Source organism: Allobacillus halotolerans (assembly GCF_018967645.1).
In the GTDB taxonomy this organism is placed as follows: domain Bacteria; phylum Bacillota; class Bacilli; order Bacillales; family Alkalibacillaceae; genus Allobacillus; species Allobacillus halotolerans.
In genome coordinates this window covers 1-20594 of sequence record NZ_JAHLZF010000009.1, presented here as the reverse complement: position 1 = coordinate 20594, position 20594 = coordinate 1, and the positions used below count along the sequence as shown (strand labels likewise).

The following is a 20594-nucleotide window of genomic DNA, read 5'->3' as shown; positions in this document are numbered from 1 at the left end:
CTCTTTTCTAATAGAAATTACCTAATAATTTATGTATCTCATTACATCATATCAAAATATTGGTTAAATTAGTTCTAAATTTTGTTATGATTAGACATATTTTGTCGCATTACTTTGTATTGGCATCTATGTAACGAAGGTTATAAGTGGAAAGTTTCATTTGATTGGAATTTTCTTGAGTAAATTTAAAAAAGGAGCATTTCGATTCAAAAGAAAAAGGCTAGCCCTTACATAGAGCTAGCCAAAACTAAGATTGTTATTTATTTTTCCTAGAAGCCTTAAATATACCGCCAATATCGATCATTCTCATCGCTTTTTTTGAACCCTTTGGACAAATAGAAAGGTATACCCAAATCGTTACCTTCTTGCACGGAAGCATACTGCACCGTCGCTCCATTCTTCTTATGCTCAGCCGTAAATTCATCTAATAATTTTGAACCAATCCCTTGGTAGCGATATGTTTCATCAATATAGAAAACATAGATTTCACTCACACCTTCTTTGCTGAGGACACCGCCAATTGTCCCGACAACTTGATCGTCAATGATTGCTACATGCGTATATGTACCATTTTGAATATCGTTTAATACTTTTTTGTGGTTATACCAATATTCTACGTTTTTTGCTTGGTATTCTTCATCGTAAATACCTTGAACCGTCTGGCGCCAGCCATCCGAGCAAATTTTGCTAATCGCTTCTGTATGTTCTGGAATCGGTTTTGTAATCATCATTTTTATTCTCCCTCTTCTATAAATCTTCATTAAATAGGTTGAGAGATCCATAATTTATATCCATTTGGATCAACAATGACAGCTTCCTTCACTCCCCAATCGCGATCAATCGGTTCCTGTGCGACTAGTCCGCCTGCTTCTTTAATGGATGTAATGGCTGATACCACATCATCTACCGATAACTCGATCACAATCCCTTTTTCGACTGGTTCAGGTTGATCGATGACATGAAGCAGTATCGTTGTTTCATTCCCATCCGAGCCAAAAGAGAAATATGCCATGCTTTCATCAACATATCCTTTACGTAACTGAAGTACTTCCTCGTAAAATTGGATCGATTCATTCAAATCCTTTACAGGTATGATGACCGTGTTTACTCTATCTAAATGAAATTTTGACATATGGCATCCTCCATTCAATTACTTCAACAGGTTTTCCAATACGTAAATCACTTTTTTGATTTCATTTTGATTGATTGAATAATACTTTGTGTTTCCTTCTTGCCTGACGGAAACGAGGTTTGTTTTGTGCAAATAATTCAAATGACGAGAAACCGAACTTTGTTTGAGATTCAATTCATTCACAATTTGCTGAGCGAACATTTCATCGTTTTTGGCCAATAGATGAATGATCTGCAGTCTTGTTGAATCCCCTAGCCCCTCAAACGCGAGATTAACCTCTGCTGAATTATTCTTCTCAGCGGATGCATAATCGTTCGTCGACGTTGGTTCAAACATGAGAAAACCATGACGATTGAACTTGAGAAAAGACAATAACCTTCCCATATTCGGAACGGGTATGAACGTTAATTCATGTACTCGATTCATCTCTTCTTTTTCCATGGTATCCGGGTATAAACCTGTTATGTCAAAAATGGCTTCTTCATTCATACCATAAGGATTAGACAGCTTTGAGAGCTGATTTTCTTTCCATCCAACAATACGACTCTTACTGGATTGCCAACAAGCCTGAAACCCTGAATTCCAAACTCCATCCAGTAGGCGGATGATCCGTTCTTTGACCCCTTTTAAATCATTAAATAGAGAAGCTAATTCTTCAAAATCCTTCACCGACCAGCTTTCCAATACGATTGAAATTGCTTTTTCCCGATTGGAAAGAACTTTTAGTTGTTCTGACTCTAAACTGATTTCTTGTAGTTTTTCATCGACTGAAGGATCGCTTGGCAAATATTTTTCATAATAGGCCATATTTTCTTGAATGCCGTATATAACAAGTTCCAATACATCTGTTTCGGAAAACGTTTCCCACCACTCTCTAAAATCATCCCAATCTTGATTGATCGAAGTTTGATGCTTTAAATAATAATCACGAAGAATAACACCATGAGCAAAAATAGTCCTCAAAACGCGAAGATCTTTTTTTAAATTCTCAGGTAATGCTTTTGCAAAGTCCTTTACCCATTTCGATTCAACAGCCGAATTATTTAAACAATAATCGAGTAGTTGGATATTCGTTAATACACTTACGCCAACAGACTCAGTCATCCGTAATTTTGTTTTCGGATAAGTTGGGATTAATAAATTTCTTTCCATTCAGTCACCTTCATTCAATTATGCAATATTTAAATATTAGTTATACTAAATGATAAACGACTTAATTGTTTTTTGCAATAGAATAGTGGTAATAATGGAGGCAGGATGAGACAGAAGTAGTCTTGAGACGGATAAGCTAAAAAATCGGCCAAGATGATGACATCTTAGCCGAACCGTATTAAGTGTGTGGTTCAATAACAAAAAGCATTTATTTAGATTTCCTAATCAGCAGCCCCAATTTTGTAGATATAAGAATAATTAGCAAATGGTTCTGCGCTACCCTGCATTATATTTTTTATCTTTTTTAATCCGCTCTTTCCAAAATTATGATCAATCAATACGTAATAATCTGTTTCGCCTATGTTATCAATAATCTCATCAGGTATTGGGATGATGGCCTTTTTTCCTATCGGATGTTTAGTTGTAAATTCTTCATAAACCTCACCTTCAATATTAAAAAATACCACTTTCTCCATCACGTCAGTATTCACTTGCTCAATGGATATATAGTGACTCTGGTCAGTGATTCCAATTGTATTTAACTTCTTTTTATTATGATCTAAAATCGCCAATTCTAATGCAGCTCGTTCACTTGTGAGATCACTTGGCTCTAACAACGAAGAATCTTCTTCATATGTATCTTTGTTATCTGTTTCTACCAGTGACAAGTTATCTGAATTACTTATATGCATCCGTATTGGACTATACCGAAGATTCGTATCGACCGGCGCGTCTTTATCTAAAAAAATAAATGCAATCTCTTTAAAATCAAAATTCTCTTCAAACTCGATTAGATTAGTTAGAGAAATTGAATGGTTTCCTGATGGTAAATCTATATCATAATATATCTTTGTATCGTCTTCCTCATCATTAACTTGTATTGGAAGAAAACGATCACTATCCCAAATCATGAGTCTGAAATTTTTATTTACCGGGCTATCTATATCTACAATTAAATCAAATGTTGCAGTGTGCTCCACAGGACGAAGATATTCCAATTCTTCACCCAGCAAATTTACTGAAGAGGAAAATTCATCTTCAACTTCAATTTGTATTTTGTAATGAGGTTTAAACCCAAGCTCTTCTAGATCTGTGGGTTGGATAAGTATGTTTTCATCCTTATGAGTTTCCTCTTGGATGGTAAACGAGATATCACTTGTGTCTTCGTTATTGCAACTATACAGTAACGCAATAGCTATTAAAAAAAATATAATCAAGATACCTTTTTTCACTATATCCCTCCCCAAAGTAAAAAAGAGGCCGAGAATAGCCTCTTTTTTTAATAGCTTAAACTGTCACCAGTATACCCAACTGAGTGTCCATAGGGTTTAGTTATCGTATGTGTCCCATGAGCTCTATATTCTGTTCCAACCGGTACAATACCAGGATAAGCAACAGCAGAGGCAGAAGCAGTTTTAGCAAATGGCGGAGTACTACCGTCTCTATCAATTTCCTGTCCATCTCTCATTAGTATCACAACAACAGAAGATGTACCAAGAGCATCATCTCTTTCAGTTTGAGCATTAGCTGTTATTCTAGAAACTGGATAAGCCGTGGGTTGAGCTTCTCCGGCAATCCCATTATTAGACGCCGTTAAATTTAGCGTACCCTTCCCCCAGTCATCATACCATATTGCCTGTGTACCAACTCTCTCTTCATAGTTTAATTCAGTTTCTGTAGCCAAGTATGGCACGGCATCCCAATAGTATTTTGTTGATTGATTATCTTTACTGAAATCCGATGCAGAAACTGTACTGAAGCCAAAGCTGATTGAAATGAAACTTGACAAAAATAGAATTTTTAATATTTTACTCATAATAATTCTCCCCTCCTTTCTATCACTGATTGATAACCAACTAGATTCGATAAAAAACTACTTGGGCTATAAAACTTCATTTGCAATTTAAACAATAAAGAAATATTCACTATGGCTACAATGTTTCACATTCATTTTTCTCTTTAATACCTTATATTCCTTATATTAACATTATCCTTTGAATATTTCAAATTATCTATATAAACAACATTTATATTAGTGTTTTATTCCAGCTATATATTTTTTGCGAATACACATTGCAAGCAATCTATATAGGGAATCCGAAACAAGTTAGACAAAAATTAAACTAAATTGAAATTAGACAGTACCCTAAAAAGATATAAGTAGGATTAATAAAGTTAAGAGATGGACTACAATGATTGAAACCGGTCTAACAAGAGGGCCCTTTAGTAAGATTTTTTATTAAGCCACCTTTACCATTTTTTCTCCTCCCTCTTCGCCAACTCCCCCACAACCATTTCTGAAAGACCAAGCCAATCAGTCCAATCCCGAATGTCACCGCTCCGACGACTTGGAAAATCGTGAATACGCCAAAGAGCTGAACTAGGAAACCACCTGTGACTGGAGCGACGATTAAAATGATGCCGGTAAGCGATTCATACATGCCAGACAATTGACCGACCTTCCCTTCAGGACTTTCTACCTGAAGTATATAGCTAAAAACGACACTGAATATTCCGGTTCCCACCCCAATGATTAATCCTGCCAGAAGGATCATCCATATTTCCGTGTCCATCCACATCATTCCCATTGCGAAAATTCCGCTTCCGATCAGAAAAACTGCACTTCCGAGAAACAGGCTGTAACGTTTAATTTCCGTTAATCGATTCAAAAACAATAGAATGGTAACCGCACCCAAGCCAACGACCGAAATCAACCATCCGAAAATCGACGGATGAAGAGGGAACAGCTCTCGCGTCAAAACGACAAATTGAGCATCGATCAGTTGGATGGCCAAAAATGCGATCAACGAAAACGTAAAACTGACCCATAGTGGTTTCGATTGGAAGATCGAGCGCCAATTACTCCGCCAACTCTTCCAATAAGTTTCTGGCTCTACATCTCCATTCTCTAAAAACCTATTGGAATCCTCCCGATCGATATGGCGAACGAGCAGAAGAATCCCCACTGAAATCAATAAAAAAACCGCATAGATGGCAAAACTCAATCATGGAGAAAATGCGGCAGCAATCGATGCACCGACAAACGGACCAATCACTTTGGACAATTGATTGACCGTTCCATTCAGCGTCACCGCCTTCATCAACAAGTCTTCATGTACAACTTGCTTTACAAGGGCTTGCTGAGCAGGAAAATGTACGGTAGAAATGGTCGCACGCACAAAGATGATTCCCAGCATCATCCAGAGATTAAAGGTGAAAATCATTGAGATCGTACAGACAGCCGTCAACAGATCCGCCACCAGTATAATCTTTACTTTTTTACCCCGGTCCACAAAAATACCGGAAAATTGGCTGAACAATGCATATGGAACCGCATAAGCAACGGGATTCAATGAAATCAGCCACGGCTCTGCCTGCCACACATAACTGAACATCAGCATCACAGCAAGTATATCAAAGAACTTACCAAGCGTAGAAATGGTATATGAACTAAATAATAGAAGATACATCTTATTATTCCATATCGATTGATCGATTTCTTGATTTTTCATGTCATCACTCTCCTATCGGTAAGGATAAGTGATGAATGTCAGAGGAATATCAAATGAGCGAAAATAGCTGAGATTCAATTTTCGGTTTTAATTGTTCAAGTTCCGTTTCCTCTATGTATCGTTCCCCTGCCTGATCATAGAATTGGATCGTTTCTTTGCTTGCACCCGAGTTAGGCAACAAGAGTTTTAGCAATTGATAAATAAATAACAAATAATACGTATGACCGGATTGGCGAATCAAACCCCTGCCTTCTTCAATCTTCTCCCGACCTGCTTTTTCGTCTCCATCACGAATCAACAACAGCCCTTGCAATACGCGTAAAGCACTTGTTTCACGTAAGTATGGCAACTGACGCAAAAGAATCTCCGTATTTTCAATCGATCGCTTGGCTTCATCCAATTTATTTTGGTAGAACAGAATGGCCGACTTCATCACATTTAAAAATGGGAAAAAACCGTGATGGATGTCTCTAATTCCATCGATTTCCTGTTGAACGAGCTGCAATGAAGTTTCTGGACGCCCGAACTTCATATACCATAACGACAGACTGAAACAAGAAATATCCATTCGTTCCTTCTCATCGATCCTAACTTGATCAAGAACTTTATTATGTATGTCAATCACTTTTTCTGTGTTGGGTTCAACAAAACCATAAAGTAATAGTGGAACGAACGCATTGCCTGAATCGGAAAGTCGATCCAGCAATGACCTAAAATCACTAGAAAGCCACAGCAACACCGTTTCTTGTTTTTCATTCAACGCCAAACCTAGCACTTTATTCGTAAGGAGTTCCCTTAACGCCTTCCCTTGACCATATTTATAATAAGTATCGAACAGCTCATTCGCCTGCTTTTCAATTTCTTCCGGGACAGGTGTTGGTGTTTCTTCAACTGGTTCTTTTAGTTCTAATCGGTACCCAAGCCCCTTGATTGTTCTGATTGTTCCTATATCTTGAAACGAACTAAGTTTCTTTCTAAGACGATAAATATGATCATCCACCGTACGGTCTGTCGGAAACTCGTGCGGCCAAATGGCATCCAAAAGCTCTTCTCGCGAAAATGCGCGTCCATTATTCATATATAAAAATTTCAACAATAAGAATTCCTTTCGAAGCAATTCTACTTTTACACCATCGACCAAAACGGTATAGCCATCATCCGAAAATATCATGTTCTATGCCTCCAACGTAAAGTGCGCGAAACCTAATGAATGGGGTAGTTTTAAAAAAGAGAAGGCAAGGTACGCGCAACATAATAAAAAACAGAAACTTTCATTAGACGATTTGGTGAGCCCTCATTTCAAATCGGTTTTAAATACATAACTCACCTTATCATAACCCATTTTGTGATCATAAAAGTGGTGGGCCTTTGTTCGTTGTAATCCTGAAGACAATGCAACGCTTTCGTAATGATGCTCTTTAGCCCAATCATGAACGAATTCCAATAATAACTCACCATAACCTTTTGAACGTTGATGATCGTCTGTTACTAAGTCGCAGACCCAAATGAATCTACCATAATATAAGGTAATCATAGGCTTAAACCCAACGACTGCAACAATTTTCTCGTTTTGGTTGAGTGCGTACATTCTGTAGCGATCTTTTTGTTGTGCTTCTGAAACTAGTCCTACGTAGGTCTCCTGATCAAGGTGACTTCGTAATTGTTTCATAATCGGGTATGCTTCGACGATCTCTTTTTGAGATTGAAGCTCTTGAATGTTTGTTCGATTCATTGTATTGGTTCCTTTCTAATCTTTAACTATCATTTTACCTTAAATGCCTCAATCTCAAAATAAGATCTATTCACAAATTTATTCACTTTTCCTCACTGACACCGATTAACTCCGGAATTGTAACAAATTCCATTCCTTCTTGTTGGAGACGTGGGATGATTTCATGTAAAGCATTGACGGTACCTGATAAATCCATTGTCCAATCACCACCATCATGCATAAGGATGATGGAACCCGGTGTCGCCTGGGCTAATACGTTGTCTGCAATGATTTCAGCCCCCAATTGCCTCCAATCTAAAGAATCGACGTTCCAGAGAACCACGGTATTGCCCATGTTGCCCAGCAATTCGACAATCTCTCGATTCAAAGCACCGTACGGCGGTCTGAATAACCTTGGGCGGAAGCCAAGAATTTGCTCAATGGTTTCTTCCGTTGTGGCCACTTCCCATTGAACTCTGCCTAAGCTCTCCTCCGTTAAATTCGGGTGCCAATACGTATGATTTCCGATCGCATGACCTTCACCGTACATTCTTCTGACGATATCAGAGTGCTCTGCGGCCCTTGCGCCCATTAAAAAGAATGTAGCTTTCACCTGATATTGACCAAGTACATCCAGCACTTGCGGCGTAAATCGAATATCCGGACCATCATCAAAACTTAAAGCCACTTTATTGTCATCCAGTGATCCTCTCAAAACAACAATATTTGGATATTCACGTTGCAAAAGTGAATTTGCAATTAAATTAGGCTCTCTGCCAACATTTTCGCCTCCTCCTTCTGGCTGGCTTTGTTGAATATTTCCATTATTCCTATTCAACCAAAAATCACCATATCGTGTAAACATCTATATACTAACCTCCACATGTACCCATATATTTTTTACTATATGAGGGATGTTGGGTGGTAGTTACACATGCGGGATGAATCAGTTTTGTTTTGGAGATTATCTCTCTCAACGGAGTTATTCCGAAAATCCCAGCTCTAACTCCATCGAAAGCTGTCCTCAACGGAGTTATATCGAAAATAAGAGCTCCAACTCCTTCGAAAGCTGTCCTCAACGGAGTTATTCCGGAAATCCCAGCTACAACTCCGTCGATAGCTGTCCTCAACGGAGTTACATCGAAAATCCCAGCTCTAACTCCGGCGACAGCTGTCCTCAACGGAGTTAAATCGAAAATCCCAGCTCTAACTCCGGCGACAGCTGTCCTCAATGGAGTTATAACGAAAATCCCAGCTCCATCTCCGTCGAAAGCCGTCCTCAACGGAGTTATAACGAAAATCCCAGCTCTAACTCGGCGAGAGTCGTCCTCAACGGAGTTATATCGGAAATCCCAGCTCTAACTCCGGCGATAGCTGTCCTCAACGGAGTTATTCCGGAAATTCCAGCTCCACCTCCGTCGAGAGTTCTTCTCCTACCCAAAATGATTCTTGGCTTAACACTTATAGTTTAAATGTTGATGCATCACCGGAATAAATAACTACGTATTGGACGTTCGTTTACTAAATCAGTATGCAAGTTAAAACTAAATACATCATCGAACCGTTGGCCATGTTCCAGCTCTTCAATTTGTTGATCTTCAAGGAAAAAATATTTCTGGATGAACATCTTGGATCACCTGCACATCTTTCATTCGAGCATCTGTGCTAAGCAAGTAACGATTACCTGCATCATCTGTTAATAGACTGTCATAGTCTATTCGATCCAAAGCTGTAAATGCCTTTTTCGCCGGTAGTTGGGCATCTGAACTTGAAATGAACGTCGGATCGTCGACACGGTCGTGTTTTACTCTATACATATGAAATCCTTCAATTCTTGGAGAAAAGGTTATATCATAAATATCAAGTGACTCTTCAGAAAAGTCTACGACCCTCGTTCGGAAATCTTCCATTTGTCCTGTTGAATTAAATCTAAGAGACAAATTTGTAATTCCAGCCTCATCACTTATAGTTAATTTCTCCTGTATTTTCTCGAAGTCCTGTTCAAAACTAGGTGTCTTTACATTGGTACTTTCGATCAAGAAACTAAATCGAAAAAACAAAAAATAACTAACAATGATAGCTACTACAAGAATTGAAATGATCTTCATATTTCTGATAAACTTCTGTTTCTTTAACCTTTCCTTCAATTCTTCATCAAATGAGTAGTAATCCCTTAGAATTATGTAGGTTCGCGCCTTTTCTGACAGCATAAGCAATACTTTTCTGATCATCAGTTTTTCATCGAGTGAGGAATAAGCATCAGAATGGTCTGGAAGTGAAATTTCTGTCGGGTCTATAATTTCTTCTTTACTTTGTTTCTTTCGTATGGAATCTAAATAGGTATTTCTTGCTATGACAAATAACCATGTCTTTAAGCTAGACTCCATTTTGAACCGTTTTATGGATTTGAATGCTTTAAGGAATGTCTCTTGTGTTAGCTCCTCTGAAAGATGATGCTGTAATGTCGAGCGATAAAAATAATTGTAGATTAACGGCTTATATTGTTGATAGATTTTCTCTAATAATTGACCATCCATGCTTCCCCCCCTTTCATCAACGGTAAAGACGGATAAGTCCACCATAAGTTACAACTAATTCTTATTTATACAAAAGTAAAAAAAGAAGAGCTACCTGTCATAGATAGCTCGACTCCACTGCTGCTTAAATTGTTTGTCACTTACTAAACGCTTCACGATAGACCTCACGTACCTAGCTGAGTTATCTTGCCAATTAATCGGATTACCCATGACGATCTGGCCAAACACATCCAAACACCGACACCAGCCTGTAGCAGTATTTATTGCCCAAGAATCATCAACAAACGTATGTAACCGTTCAGTTAAAATTTCTTCCGGAAACTCCAATAGGATTGGATCTTATGACTCAAACACATCTTTAAAAAACAACTTGTTGTTTATTTTTGGTAAAGAACGTAACAACCAACAATATGCCTATAGATATAGGTAACCCGATAAAAATAGGATGCAAGCCAAAAGGATGTCCTAAAACCTGCCAGATGACGGCCGTAAGCAGTCCACCCCACATGGAAGCAAGCCCCGCAAGCTTCGTTACTCTTTTCCAGAACAGTCCAAACAAAACCGGTGCGAGCAATCCGGAAACTGACATGGCAGTCCCTGTTACCATGAGGTTCACTAATCCCGGAATCGCCAAAGAAAATACAAGAGCAATAACCGATACAATTAACACAGAAATCTTACTATAGGCTAACATCTTCTTGTTATCGGATTGTTTTACGTTCGGTCTGATTAAATCATTCGCGATGGAAGATGAGCCTGCGATAAAGAACGAGTCTGCACTCGATATGACCGTTGCCAAAAGCACAACAATCATCACAACTACTAGAGAGAAAGGAAATAACTCCCCGATGACACCATAATAAATGAGTGCTGGGTCAACACCTTCTAGATTTAACCCGTAACGACTGAATACCCCAATGGCAACAACCAACGCAGCTAAACCAATGGCGATAATCATTGAAATCCAATAACCGTTTCTCGCTGTTTCCATACTCTTCGCTGCCCAAACACGCTGCCAAAGGTCCTGGCGAATAAATTGATAAACACCCAACGTCAAGAGATAAACGAAGATCTCGCTTGTTTCGATATTTAAGATACTGATCATGCTTTCTTCATTCATTGAACGGGCATTCTCAGCAATCAGCTCCCAACCGCCTGCAGCTACTACCACTACCACAAACAAGATGACAATACCCAATGTCTGAATGGTCCCGTGAAAAACATCCTGCCAAATGACCGCTTTCAGCCCACCTAAGTATGTTTTCAAGGTTAAAATAAGCCAACCAAGGACAATACCGAGTGTCATATCAAGCCCGATGATTAAATTTAAAATGGTCCCGATTGCGACAAACTGCATGCCTGTCATCGCACAATAGGAAAACAAAACACTAATCACCGTAGGAATACGAGCCTTTTCACCATAGCGCAAAGCCGTATAGTCACCCAACGTGACCATGTTATGTACTTCGCCAAGCTTCCTCACTCGTTTCAATAAGAATGAAGCAAAAATTATGATAGAAAAGAGCATGGTGATATTGATCCACTGCTCGCCCATGCCTAAACGATAACCATTCTCCATATAACCTAATAAGGTTGATCCACCAACACCAGTTCCAATAAACGTTAACATGATCGGAAATAGACCTACTGATCTCCCGGCAACATTATAATCTTCATACGTTTTCGTTTTCCGGTTCATATATAAGGCCAATACAAATAAAAAGATAAAGTAAACGAAAACAGTTACAGTTAATATGATTCGTTCTTCTCCGTTGAACATTTAGACACCCCTTGATTGAATTCAATTACGATAGGTTTAGAGACTTTTTCAAAATTGAATGCTAAAAAAAGAAAGAGTTCCCATTTTCACGGGAACCCTTATTATTATAGCTTATTAAACTGTGATCTTCATAGATAAAATTCAAACTTTGTTCATTGAATTACTGAGATTTCAACAAGAATAATCTAATCGATTCTCTACTCCACCGTCACGCTCTTAGCCAAATTCCTCGGCTTATCAACGTCACAGTTACGATGAAGTGCTGCATAATAAGCCATTAGCTGAAGTGGTAAAACCGTGACAAGTGGTGCGAGCAATGGATGCACGTCTTGGATGACGACATCATCTCCTGGACGTTCCAATCCTTCTCTTGTTATCATGCACACGTTTGCGCCTCTTGCTTCCACTTCTTGAACGTTACTGCGAATTAAGTTATTCACGTGTTCTTGCGTGGATAGGGCAATAACTGGTGTGCCTTCTTCAATTAATGCAATCGTTCCGTGTTTCAGTTCACCGCCTGCGAAGCCTTCTGCTTGGATATACGAAATCTCCTTCAGCTTCAGTGCTCCTTCCAAGGCCACGTGGTAATCCATTCCGCGTCCAATGAAGAAACAGTTTCGTGTCGTATATAAAAATTGATAAGCAATTTTTTCAAATTGGTCTTTTTGATCGCATAGGGCCTCCATTGCGTTACCGACAATGGCTAGTTCTTTCAATGGGTCAAAGCCCAACTCGATTCCCTTTGCCTGTGCTGTGTCGACAGCAAGTATTGTGAGTACAGCCAGTTGAGCCGTATAGGCTTTAGTGGATGCGACAGCAATTTCCGGTCCTGCGAGTAAATGCAGCGTGTGAGTGGCTTCACGAGAAAGGGTTGATCCGGGTACATTCGTCATCGTAATGGATGGATGTCCTAGTTTTTTAATCTCCACTAACACGGCGCGTAAATCTGCTGTTTCTCCACTTTGCGAAATAAAGATGAATAATGGTTTCTCAGACAGCAATGGCATATTATAGGAAAATTCGCTGGCTATATGCACTTCTGTCGGTACTTCTGCTACTTTCTCAAGCATCTCTTTTCCAATAAGTCCTGCATGATAGCTCGTTCCCGCTGCGATGATATACACACGGTCGCATGCTTTCATGGCATTTCGAACACCTTCATCGAGTTTGATTTGATCGGACTCATTTTGATACTCCTGAATGATTTTACGCATGACAAAAGGCTGTTCGTCGATTTCTTTCAGCATAAAATGTGGATAGGTTCCTTTTTCAATATCATCCAGATCCATATCTACTTCAAATGGCTCGCGGTTAACGTTTGTGCCATCGAGCTTTTGAATCGTCACTTGATCTTCTTGAACAATGACAAGCTCTTCGTCCATTAATTCCACGAATTGATCGGTGACTTGAAGCATTGCCATGGAGTCACTGGAGACGACATTGAATCCTTCTCCTAATCCAACGAGTAGCGGGCTTTTATTTTTCGCCACATAAATTGTTTCTTTGTCTTTTTTATCCAATAAAGCAATCGCATAGGATCCTTCCAATAGAGCAATCGTTTTCCGGAATGCTTCGATAGTTGATCCTGTTTCATTCGCTAATTGCTCGATTAACTGCACAATGACTTCTGTATCTGTTTCACTGACAAAATCAATGTCAGCTAGATAGTCATTTTTCAATTCCTGATAGTTTTCGATAACCCCATTGTGTACAAGTATATAACGACCTGATTGACTCACATGGGGATGGGCGTTCGTCTCACTTGGTTCACCATGGGTCGCCCAACGTGTATGACCGATTCCGACTGTTGCATCAAAGGTCTCATCGACCGCTTCCCGAAGTGTCGCAATCCGACCTTTTACTTTGAAAAGCTTGAGATCGTTAGTCGATTGAACAGCAATACCAGCTGAATCATACCCCCGATATTCAAGTTTTTCTAAGCCATTCAATAAAATTCCTTTTGCATCATTTTCCCCGATATATCCAACAATTCCGCACATACTATTTACCTCCAATGGAAAGAGGCAAACAAATATCCTTTTATGTGGGGCATTCGTTTGCCCCTTTCTCGTGTTTGTTATGTCCATCTAGTCTGCAGCTTTGTACATGAAGTCACCTTCATGCTTTAACCACAAACATAGCAGTTGAGATGGGCAACCGGGAGGCATCCGCCGAAAACATCGATTAACCTCCTCCTCGTCAACTATTTTCGTAACCGTACAGAAAATAGTCCAGGCGCTTTACATATAACTGTTTCTTCTACCCTCCTTGCTTTTTCCAAATAAGTGTAACATTATCAGTTTAAATACATTCAACCGATTCGTCAACAGAAAGTTAAAAAAGAGTATAGAGTTTTTAACTCTACACTCTTTTTTAATCTATGTTATTTTAAACCAAACGTTTTCTCAATGGCTTCGACAACTTGATCGACTGCTTTTTCACACTCTTCTTTTGTCGGAGCTTCCGCCATGACACGAACGACAGGTTCTGTGCCAGAAGGGCGAACAAGTACTCGGCCTTTATCTCCAAGATTTTCTTCGACGCGATCTATCTCTTCTTGAATGACGTTACTTGTCAGTACTTCGTTTTTATCTAATACGCGAACGTTTTTTAAAACCTGTGGGAAAATTTCAATCTCACTAGCCAACTCGGAAAGTGATTTTTCTTTTTCCACCATGACATTGATTAATTGCAGCCCAGATAGCATGCCATCGCCAGTTGTATTATGGTCCAGGAAGATAAGATGTCCAGATTGTTCCCCACCAAAGTTATGGCCCTGCTTGACCATTTCCTCCATGACATAACGGTCGCCTACAGCTGTTTTATCCGATGTAATGCCGACTTCATCGAAAGCACGGTATAGACCAATATTACTCATGATCGTTGTTACAACTGTATCATTTTTCAACTGACCTTTTTCTTTCAGATGTTTCCCGCAAATGTACATGATTCGGTCGCCATCAATAATATTCCCTTTTTCATCAACAGCGATCAATCGGTCGCCATCTCCGTCAAAAGCAAGACCGATATCTGCACCCTCATCGAGTACGGCCTTCTGTAAGTTTTCCGGGCTCGTTGACCCGTAACCATCATTGATATTCAAGCCATTCGGCGCTGCACCAATGGATTGGATATTCGCTTCAAGGTCGCCGAATAAGTGGGAGGCAATCCATGAAGTAGCACCATGTGCACAGTCTAGTACAACCTTTACATCATCAAAGTCAACATCAACCGTGTCTTTCAAATGCTGAATATATTTCTGAGCACCTTCAAAATAATCAATGATTTGACCGACATCGCCAGCAACAGGACGTTCGAGGTCATCTTCTCCATCAATTAATCGTTCAATAGCCTCTTCATTTTCATCACTTAATTTATATCCACTTGCTCCAAAGAACTTAATTCCATTGTCTTCTACCGGATTATGCGAAGCAGAGATCATGACTCCTGCTTGTGCTCCGGAAGCTTTTGTTAAATAAGCAACTCCTGGTGTAGAGATGACGCCTAAGCGCATGACGTCTACGCCTGCTGATAGGATTCCAGCAATCAGTGCACTCTCAAGCATTTCACCTGAAATTCGTGTATCTTTCCCTACTAAAATACGCGGTTTCTCTGTTGCATCCTTCGTTAATATATAAGCTCCATAACGACCTAACTTAAAGGCTAGTTCTGGTGTTAATTCTTTGTTTGCTACTCCTCTTACTCCATCCGTACCAAAATACTTTCCCATATTGTTCACTCCTTCATCTGAACTATCGTTCGATTTGAATGCGTATACGCTCTTCTTCTGTACGTAAACGTGTGTTTTCAGGTCCTTTTAGTTCTATTTCTGCAAATACTTCACCTTCGACATACTCACTGACGTCAATCGAAGCTCGTACATCTTTTCGTTTCAAATGATCTAGGTCTTCTTTCGTACCAATCGCCGTGATATCAATAACTGGCTCTTCACGATCAACGAATGTAATCGTAGCGTCTTCTGGTGCATTCTCAATCTCGATTTCCACGTCTTCGAATACTTTTTCTTTGGCTTCAGAAACGTTAATTTCAACTTCCACGGTTTCTGGCTCAATTTTTGCTGTATCGGAAGGTTTTGGAACATCCATTTCAATGGTTGTCGATTCGGTAATTTCAGATAGGTCTATTTCCAATGGATCTAATGCACTTATTTGATCTAATCGCTCTTCTTTTGCATGAAGCGTTGCTGAGACTGGTTGAACATTAATCGACTCCAAGACCAAGCTATCATCCAATTCTCCGATTTTTTCATATTGGATTGGATAACGACGATCACGTACGGACACATCCGCCTGTACTGAAGCAGTCGTTGGGGTCACAAATACATTCAGTTCATTTCCTTGGTTATCATATACGCGAATCGGAATATTCGTGACTTCCCCATCATTCTCTAACTCATTAAAATTGATTAAAGCTCGTACGGTTGCGATTTTGTCTACTTCCGATTCAGATCCCGTCACTTCGACTTCCTTTGGCTCAATTGTCGGCTCTTCAGCAAACACTTCCGTAATATCGGCATCCCCTTGACCGATATACTCTTTTTCTAATGGAAAGGTCGCCGTTGCTCTTTCTTCCAAAATGACCTCTACTGTCTCCGGTTCAATGTAAACCGTTAACTGATTCGACAGTCCATTATGTTGCAGGTTGACATTATGTACACCTGCTTCATATTCATTCAAATCAATATAAACATCAAAGTCCCGTTGTCTCGCTGTCTGCATGACAACGCTTTTAGGTCCTTCTATTGATAGATCAACCGTTTCTGGAACCCCTCGTACAACATATTGTTCGTCATCCATCGATACTTGTAGAGGGATATCGTTGATAGTTGTGACATCTGTTGAAGATGAGGGTAAAAGCGTATTACTTGGTGCCTGTGAATTTGCTTCATCAATTGCTACGGTAATGTATAATAAGATTGCTAAAAACAACGAAACAACTCTTGTAAACCATGGGCTTTTCAACCATTTATCCATTTGATTTCCCCCTCCAGTTCCATGACTTGGATGTTGAGGAGTCTTCCAATACGTTCAGTTCTTTCATGAGGATTTTACGTAATTTTTCTTCATCCAATTGGCGATGAAGCTCGCCATTTTTTGAGCACGAAATATGACCCGTCTCTTCAGATACAATAATCGTTAACGCGTCGGTCACTTCGCTTATCCCCATCGCCGCTCTGTGTCTTGTACCTAATTCTTTTGAGATGAAAGGACTTTCACTTAATGGTAAATAACACGCAGCAGCGACGATTTCATCATCTCGAATAACGACAGCTCCATCGTGTAGTGGAGCATTTGGGATAAATATATTGGTAAGCAGTTCACTCGTCAGCTTCCCACCTACTGGAATCCCCGTTTCAATATAATCATTCAAACCCGTTTCGCGCTCAATCGACATTAATGCGCCGATCCGTCTCTTGCTCATATAATTACAGGATTTAATAATTGCATCGATTGATTCTTGAATCGTTTTCTCCTCTGATTGCGAATATCGAGAAAACAAACTACCTCTTCCCAGTTGTTCCAATGCTCGTCGGATTTCTGGTTGAAATAAGATAATTACTGCTAAGAAACCCCAATCAATCGCTTGGTAGACTAACCATTGCACGGTTTGGAGTTCGAAAAATGAACTCAATAACCAAATGGCCAAAATGACAAATATCCCTTGTAATAATTGCACCGCTTTCGTTCCACGAATCACGGAAAATAATTTATAGATAACGAACCAAACGAGGGCAATGTCCACAACGATTCGCAAAATATCGAGGAGGTTAAACTCTTCCCAACTCATGCCCACACTTCCTTCATTAATATCAGTTTACCGTTCTCTCAAATGTACCCTTTATTATAGCATAACTATCCCCCTCATTTACATTTTCCGTTAGAAGAAATGTGAAAACGTCCAATTTCTTCTCACAAAGAAGATGGACGTTTTCATAAATTCACTGCATATTTCATTGGTAGATAAATTGCTGGAAAAACTCAGTGACTTCCCGTGAAAGGCGCATTGATGCCCATTTAAAGAAACGATTCACCTGTACGATTTCTCCGCTGATGTTACTGTTCGTCTGCGCAAGTTCGCTATTGACCAATGTTAAATTTCCGTTTACATGTCCTTGAATTTCAACGATTGCATTTTCAATCGTCAAATCTCCATGAATCACTTTGCCTTTTGGTACAATCACTCGATTCCCTTCGACCTGAATGCCTTCATAATTTGAAACATACACATTTTGATCTGATTGGAATTCGATGAAAGCTGACGTCATTAACATAACCAAAAACACGGCACAAGCTGTAATCAAAGGATGCTCTTTGATCGTTTTGGCGAACTTCTTTGGTTTCGATTCCTTTGGCAAACGGTTGATGATATCTTGTTTAAAAGTTGAAGGTTGGGAGATGGCAGGTGCGTTTTTTAACTGTTTTTCCACATTGTTTAGTTCTCTAAAATGCAGTAAACAATTCTCGCAATTCATCAGATGGTTTTTAAACGTTAGCTCTTCATTGTAACTCATTTCTTGATCGATATATTGATGAATTTTTTCTTGATATCCATGCGTGCAAGCCATCTCGTCACTGACCTCCCTTCGCTCGTCCGTGCATTAACTCTCGAAGCGCTTCTCTTCCTCGGTGTAACTGGGTTTTAATTGTTCCTATTGGTAAATCAAGCACTTCCGACATTTCTTTTATCGATAATTCGTCCATATAACGTAATACGAGTACAACACGATATTTACTTGGCAACTGCAACAAGAATTGCTGCATTTCATCCTGATTTTCTTTTTGTTCAATTGTCTCTTCCGGTGTTTCAGATGTATTTTTTACGTGATCTAAATACGTGATATTTTCACCGACAGCAATTGGTTGATCTAGTATGTACAAAGGCTTTTTCTTACGCATCCAATCCACTGCTGTATTCGTCGCTATTCGATATATCCACGGTGAGAATTTTTGCTTGTTTTTAAACGTATGAATTTTGGTATAAGCTTTGACAAAGGCTTCCTGGGTTACTTCCTCAGCGTCATGAAAGCTACCTAATAATCGGTAACAATGCTGGTAAATCCGCCTTTCATAAGCATCGATGATTACCCCGAAAGCATCCTTATTACCCTTCTTCACCTGTTTAATGATTTGATTGATTTCATTTTCCATAAACATGACCTCTGTTCGCCACTTTGGCTAGCTAATAGTAGTACGTTTGACTGATCATTGAGGTTTCATTTGTCTTAAAGTTTTATTAAATCGTTCAGATTTGAAAAACTGACGTGAAGACACGTAATATTAAAAGAACTACCTGCTTAATGTCAGGTAGTCTCTAACTCGAAATAGATTATATATATCGTTCACCTAATAACGATCCAATTAGTTCAACCGTTCGCTTAGCTGTTTGATTTCTTTCATCCAATAATGGATTCACTTCAACGAACTCAGCAGATACGATTTTTTCAGACTCATTCAGCAATCTTAATGCATAATGAGATTCTCTTACGGATAACCCGCCTTCAACCGGTGTTCCAGTTCCAGGAACGTAAATCGGGTCTAAAGAATCTACATCGAAGCTCAAATGAATTCCGTCTGTTCGGGCTGTTAAATAGTTAAGAGATTCTTTAATAACAGATTCAATACCCTGTTGCTCGACTTCATGCGCTGTGTAGACTTTGATCCCTTTCTCTTTAATTAATTCCCTTTCACCAGAATCGATTGATCGAGCACCAATAATAATCACATTTTCAGGTTTAATCTTTGGTTCGTTTTGTAAAATTGAAGTCAACTTCTCATGTCCCATGCCTAAATTGACAGCAAGGGACATACCATGGATATTTCCTGAAGGGGAAGTTTCCTCTGTGTTAAAATCCGCATGAGCGTCATACCAAATAACACCTAGATTTTCATAATGCTGTTGCACCCCAGCAATTGTTCCGATGGCCATACTGTGATCGCCACCCAATAGGAGTGGAAACTGACCCTCTTGGATCATCTCTGAAACTTTATTGGCCGTCAGTTCACTAGCAGCTGCGACTTCATTTAAATTTTTTAAATTTGTTGCTTGATCTATTTGATTTGCTTCTTCATTTTTTATCTGTACATTACCATAATCCTGATAACTTGCATTCAAATTTTGTAACACAGTATATAAACCTGCATGTCTAATGGCATCAGGACCCAAATCGGCACCTTTATTCGGTTGACCGATTGTAATCGGTACGCCTAATATTCCAAGCTTATTCATTTGAGAATGCCTCCTCTTGCTGCAATCATTCTAAACATATTATTAGTTTGGTTCAACTGCACAAAATATTGAATATTTATTCAAGAAGTTGTGGATTGTTTGATGTGGAACTCCTTCTGTTAAAAGAATAGCTAGTACTAATCTGAAGTTTAATGAATTTCTGAGTTGAAGGGAGTTAGGAGTGCTTGTCAAACACGGAAGAAGCTATTTTGGCTCGCCTTCCGGTGTTGAGAGCGCCTATCAAACACGGAAGAAACTCTTTCTCTTCGTCTTCCGGTGTTGAGAGCGCCTATCAAACACGGAAGGAGCTAGTTTGGCTCGCCTTCCGGTGTTGAGAGCGCCTATCAAGCACGGAAGGAGCTAGTTTGGCTCGTCTTCCGGTGTTGAGAGCGCCTATCAAGCACGGAAGGAGCTAGTTTCATTCGCCTTCCGGTGTTGAGAGCGCTTATCAAGCACGGAAGGAGCTAGTTTGGCTCGCCTTCCGGTGTTGAGAGCGCCTATCAAACACGGAAAAATCTATTTT

At 39.5% G+C, this 20594-nt stretch carries 19 protein-coding genes; all 19 read right to left on the bottom strand.

From position 1 onward, the window contains the following. Nucleotides 1-278: 278 nt before the first annotated feature. Nucleotides 279-731 (bottom strand): GNAT family N-acetyltransferase, encoded by a 453-nt coding sequence (locus tag KQ486_RS07345; RefSeq protein ID WP_246569235.1) that lies wholly within the window; start codon nucleotides 729-731, stop codon nucleotides 279-281. 29 nt (nucleotides 732-760) lie between these two features. Continuing rightward, entirely contained in the window at nucleotides 761-1132 is a 372-nt protein-coding gene (locus KQ486_RS07340) for a VOC family protein (RefSeq protein ID WP_216687200.1), read from the bottom strand. Between the two features lie 18 nt (nucleotides 1133-1150). Further along, nucleotides 1151-2284 carry an ArsR/SmtB family transcription factor gene (locus KQ486_RS07335; protein WP_216687199.1) on the bottom strand — a complete coding sequence of 378 codons (1134 nt, stop codon included), beginning with the start codon at nucleotides 2282-2284 and terminating at the stop codon, nucleotides 1151-1153. A gap of 221 nt (nucleotides 2285-2505) precedes the next feature. Further along, entirely contained in the window at nucleotides 2506-3516 is a 1011-nt protein-coding gene (locus KQ486_RS07330) for a hypothetical protein (protein WP_212369715.1), read from the bottom strand. A gap of 47 nt (nucleotides 3517-3563) precedes the next feature. After that, on the bottom strand, nucleotides 3564-4100 hold the full coding sequence (locus KQ486_RS07325) for a hypothetical protein (RefSeq protein ID WP_212369713.1): 537 nt from the start codon (nucleotides 4098-4100) through the stop codon (nucleotides 3564-3566). Between the two features lie 391 nt (nucleotides 4101-4491). Further along, nucleotides 4492-5250: an MFS transporter gene (locus KQ486_RS07320; RefSeq protein ID WP_274237387.1), complete on the bottom strand. Its 759-nt coding sequence runs from the start codon at nucleotides 5248-5250 to the stop codon at nucleotides 4492-4494. 39 nt (nucleotides 5251-5289) lie between these two features. Further along, entirely contained in the window at nucleotides 5290-5796 is a 507-nt protein-coding gene (locus tag KQ486_RS07315; protein ID WP_216687197.1) for an MFS transporter, read from the bottom strand. Between the two features lie 49 nt (nucleotides 5797-5845). Further along, nucleotides 5846-6967, bottom strand: a complete 1122-nt coding sequence (locus tag KQ486_RS07310) for a winged helix-turn-helix domain-containing protein (protein ID WP_216687196.1) — start codon at nucleotides 6965-6967, stop codon at nucleotides 5846-5848. Nucleotides 6968-7090: 123 nt separating this feature from the next. Beyond that, nucleotides 7091-7528, bottom strand: a complete 438-nt coding sequence (locus KQ486_RS07305; protein ID WP_212369699.1) for a GNAT family N-acetyltransferase — start codon at nucleotides 7526-7528, stop codon at nucleotides 7091-7093. 82 nt (nucleotides 7529-7610) lie between these two features. Further along, complete coding sequence (locus tag KQ486_RS07300; RefSeq protein ID WP_212369694.1) at nucleotides 7611-8372, bottom strand: polysaccharide deacetylase family protein; 762 nt, start codon at nucleotides 8370-8372, stop codon at nucleotides 7611-7613. 733 nt (nucleotides 8373-9105) lie between these two features. After that, the gene (locus tag KQ486_RS07295; protein WP_216687195.1) at nucleotides 9106-10044 is read right to left on the bottom strand and encodes an RNA polymerase sigma factor; all 939 of its coding nucleotides are present in this window, start codon (nucleotides 10042-10044) and stop codon (nucleotides 9106-9108) included. Nucleotides 10045-10402: 358 nt separating this feature from the next. Next, entirely contained in the window at nucleotides 10403-11824 is a 1422-nt protein-coding gene (locus KQ486_RS07290; protein WP_212369685.1) for a sodium:solute symporter family protein, read from the bottom strand. A gap of 197 nt (nucleotides 11825-12021) precedes the next feature. After that, a complete protein-coding gene (gene glmS, locus KQ486_RS07285; protein WP_216687194.1) occupies nucleotides 12022-13824 on the bottom strand; it encodes a glutamine--fructose-6-phosphate transaminase (isomerizing) in 1803 nt (600 codons plus the stop codon). A 383-nt stretch (nucleotides 13825-14207) separates the two neighbouring features. After that, nucleotides 14208-15554, bottom strand: coding sequence for a phosphoglucosamine mutase (gene glmM, locus KQ486_RS07280; RefSeq protein WP_216687193.1), 1347 nt, complete (start codon nucleotides 15552-15554; stop codon nucleotides 14208-14210). Nucleotides 15555-15576: 22 nt separating this feature from the next. Then, entirely contained in the window at nucleotides 15577-16818 is a 1242-nt protein-coding gene (locus KQ486_RS07275; protein ID WP_144163458.1) for a CdaR family protein, read from the bottom strand. Beyond that, nucleotides 16811-17632, bottom strand: a complete 822-nt coding sequence (gene cdaA, locus KQ486_RS07270; protein WP_144163457.1) for a diadenylate cyclase CdaA — start codon at nucleotides 17630-17632, stop codon at nucleotides 16811-16813. Before cdaA ends, KQ486_RS07275 begins: the two co-directional genes overlap by 8 nt. Before the next feature lie 163 nt (nucleotides 17633-17795). Continuing rightward, nucleotides 17796-18410 carry a zf-HC2 domain-containing protein gene (locus KQ486_RS07265; protein WP_216687192.1) on the bottom strand — a complete coding sequence of 205 codons (615 nt, stop codon included), beginning with the start codon at nucleotides 18408-18410 and terminating at the stop codon, nucleotides 17796-17798. A 4-nt stretch (nucleotides 18411-18414) separates the two neighbouring features. Continuing rightward, on the bottom strand, nucleotides 18415-18993 hold the full coding sequence (gene sigW / locus KQ486_RS07260) for an RNA polymerase sigma factor SigW (protein ID WP_216687191.1): 579 nt from the start codon (nucleotides 18991-18993) through the stop codon (nucleotides 18415-18417). Between the two features lie 178 nt (nucleotides 18994-19171). Further along, nucleotides 19172-20071 (bottom strand): arginase, encoded by a 900-nt coding sequence (rocF, locus tag KQ486_RS07255; protein WP_216687190.1) that lies wholly within the window; start codon nucleotides 20069-20071, stop codon nucleotides 19172-19174. Nucleotides 20072-20594 lie beyond the last annotated feature (523 nt).